Source organism: Ruegeria marisflavi, assembly GCF_025673445.1.
Taxonomy (GTDB): domain Bacteria; phylum Pseudomonadota; class Alphaproteobacteria; order Rhodobacterales; family Rhodobacteraceae; genus Ruegeria_B; species Ruegeria_B marisflavi.
In genome coordinates this window covers 1-2964 of sequence record NZ_JAOVQN010000059.1, presented here as the reverse complement: position 1 = coordinate 2964, position 2964 = coordinate 1, and the positions used below count along the sequence as shown (strand labels likewise).

4 protein-coding genes are annotated in these 2964 nt (G+C 54.5%); 2 read left to right on the top strand and 2 right to left on the bottom strand.

The features are described 5' to 3' along the window. Window positions 1–124 precede the first annotated feature (124 nt). A complete protein-coding gene (locus tag OEZ49_RS22910; RefSeq protein ID WP_263390457.1) occupies window positions 125–1105 on the top strand; it encodes an AAA family ATPase in 981 nt (326 codons plus the stop codon). Between the two features lie 390 nt (window positions 1106–1495). On the opposite strand, the gene OEZ49_RS22905 is transcribed toward OEZ49_RS22910, so the two are convergent. After that, entirely contained in the window at window positions 1496–1726 is a 231-nt protein-coding gene (locus OEZ49_RS22905; protein WP_263390456.1) for a hypothetical protein, read from the bottom strand. A 293-nt stretch (window positions 1727–2019) separates the two neighbouring features. Between OEZ49_RS22905 and OEZ49_RS22900 the strand changes: the two genes are divergently transcribed. Then, window positions 2020–2229, top strand: coding sequence for a hypothetical protein (locus OEZ49_RS22900; protein WP_263390455.1), 210 nt, complete (start codon window positions 2020–2022; stop codon window positions 2227–2229). A gap of 117 nt (window positions 2230–2346) precedes the next feature. On the opposite strand, the gene OEZ49_RS22895 is transcribed toward OEZ49_RS22900, so the two are convergent. Then, window positions 2347–2964: hypothetical protein (locus OEZ49_RS22895; protein ID WP_263390454.1), on the bottom strand; the 618-nt coding region annotated here is incomplete at its 5' end.

Below are 2964 nucleotides of genomic sequence, written 5' to 3'. Positions count from 1 at the left end.
ATCACGAAACCCGTGGGATGACTCTGTCCGGGGAAAGCGGAGCCTCGACTATCAGCCGATTTGTGCAACAGAGCCAGCTCAACGAGGAAATCGCACGCATCGTCAGAAATCTGGAGGTATCCAGATGAGCCGCAAGACGCCTACGAAACCGCGTATCGCACGGTTCCCCGAGAAGAATTTGGGCCAGCCCTCACCGCAAGAAGGTCTGTCGACCTTTCCCGCGAATGAACTGCAAGCAACAGATTTTCCTCCCCTCAAGTTTTTGGTCGAAGGACTGATTACCGAAGGTCTGACCCTGCTGGCGGGCAAACCCAAAATGGGAAAGTCATGGATGGCGTTGGACATCGCAATGTTGGTGGCCATCGGCTGCGAAGTGCTTGGCAACAGACCCTGCGAAAAGGGAGTCGCACTCTATTGTGCGCTTGAGGACAATCCGAGGCGCTTGAGACGGCGTATGCTTCACAACTACGGTGATCAAATCAACTGGCCGCTGGATTTTCACTTTGCGACCCAGATGAACAAGCTGGACGAAGGTGGTCTCGATGACCTTGAGGACTGGATTACCGAACATCGGCCTTGCCTAATCATCCTCGACACTCTGGCGCGCATCAAGCCTGCATCGAAGGGCAAGAACGAATACGAAGCCGACGACGCCGCTTTGCTGCCTCTGCAGGAACTCGCAGGCAAGCACGGCATATCGATCATCGTTATCCACCATCTTCGCAAGATGACTGGCGACGACCCCTTGGACATGGTGTCAGGAACCACAGGGCTAACGGGGGCTGTCGATAACGTTCTCGTCCTTGATCGTAAGAGCGATGGCGTCACCCTGTACGGGCGAGGTCGAGAGATGGAGAACATCGATCTGGCGCTCGAACTCGATGACGGGCTTTGGCGAATTCTCGGTGACACTGACACCGTTAGGATCTCGGACGAGCGCAGGGCAGTCCTAGAAGTCTTGCGAAACGCTGAGGGGGCTTTGGGGCCTAAAGACATGGCCGAGGCGCTGGACTGGCCTCAAGAGAACGTGCGTCAACTGCTCAAGAGCATGGCCACGGACGGCGAGGTCAAGAAACTAAGGCGCGGCAAGTACGCGTTGCCGTGAACTGCGCAAGTGCGATCACTTTGATCACGAAATCACTTTGGCGTCTCGAATGTGATGATGTGATCGAAGTGATCAACCTTCAGCAAAAGCGTTAATCGGCTAGGGGCCGGAAACCTTTGAAGTATGCATGACCCCTTATCTGCCCAAAGGGAGGACGCCGATAAAAAAACGCCTCCCCCCCGCCCACCTGTGGTCATCTGTTGTCTTCTCCTTGGTCGGTGTGGCCAGATGCAGCCGAGACTGACACGCGGACTATTGATCAGGCTGTTGGATGGGAGACGGACCCGAATTGCTGAGTCTTTTCAATCGGTCTTCATTCGGGTGCATCTGAGTGGGGGTATTCGGGTGCCGCATGGGTGGGTTTACTCATTGGCTAGACTGTCCGGCGCATCAATTTTGAAGCCAACCCTTGCGATAGAAATGGCGCAGCACAATGCTGCGATTGAACAACGGGAAGCCGATCCACAGACCGTTCAAGATGAAGAAGGATAAGATTGCCCACCACCACATGCCTTTGAAGGCATAGTAGAATGGGCCGAACAGCAGACACCACAGCCGGTGCCAATTGCCGAGGACGACTTTCTCCTGCCCGTTGAAGCTCCAAGTTGCACGAATGACCATTGCGGTCTCCTTTCACTTATTGCCGTCGCAACAGCGCAATAAGATCGGGCACCATCCGTCGTCAGGGTATTTCCCGGTGAAGAACCCGTCTGCGCGGCGTGCAGGGGCCAGCGTCAGGCTCGGTGTGGCGTTGGGCTGGATATGTCGCGAATGCCGGTCATACGTCCTGCTGGCTCAATACAACGCGGCCACGCGCGCCTATCGCTGAATATGCCGGGGCTTGGCTAGGGTTGTCCCTGACATACCTGCTTCCCTCGTCTTATCGATCTGCATCAGAAACTCAGGAGATCGACATGTCCGACATCATCACGCTGAAAACCCTAAGCGAAGAACTCAAGATCGACCCGCGCGAGGCCCGCGAACGCCTGCGCGCTGCTGTCAGCGACGCCAAGGCGAACCCTGAATTGGCAAAGGCACGCAAGCCGCGCACGCCGTGGCAATGGGTAAAAGGTTCCAAGAGCTATAGCGAAGCAAGAAGTGTTTTGGCGCCCGACAAGCCTTGACACCAAATTCTCGTGCAAGCTGTCAAGCAAGACCGCTAAAGTCATCTTGTGATTTGGAAATCTGTAGCACGGCGGTGTTTTTTCGTTGCGAGGATGTGGCTGACATCGCCAACCACTCTATGAATAATCTATCCCCTTAACCCCGATATAAAGTTCTGGACGTTCAGCCATGATCTCCTTGGCAATCGAATTCAAGTGGCTGACCACTTCTTGGAGAGACATCCACGCGTTTGTATCAGAGTGCCGCCATCGCTTTGCCTGAGCTTGGCAAATGAGAAGGCATCCGGCACGGCAATTGTCGTGCTGTAGGTACTGGCCGACCAACTGGACGCTTAGAGCATGCTCTAGCTCGCGAACACTCCAAGTCTCTCTCTTCAATTCGACCGTTGCATACCCTGGCATGGTCCGTGGGTGAAACCGGATATCTGTACGGTTCTCATCGACCACAACAGCCTCTTGTGTGAAATCAAAAACGCCGTGATCTGCGTTTCGAAGCCAGAAAGCTATCGAGCGACGCAGCTCCGTTTCCTGATCTAGCAGTCGAAGCGCATCGACTGGAGAATCTTCGGCGTGCAAAACGTCGTGCTCGAACGTGTCGAGTTTTGTCATCATAGCCGTGAAAAGCGATTTGTGGTCGAACGGAACGAATGCACCGTCTCGTTCTAGGGTCTGTTGAGATTCAGGATTCCCATCTGGTCTAGGTTCTGATTCAAACTCCCAAAAGGGAGGTCTGAA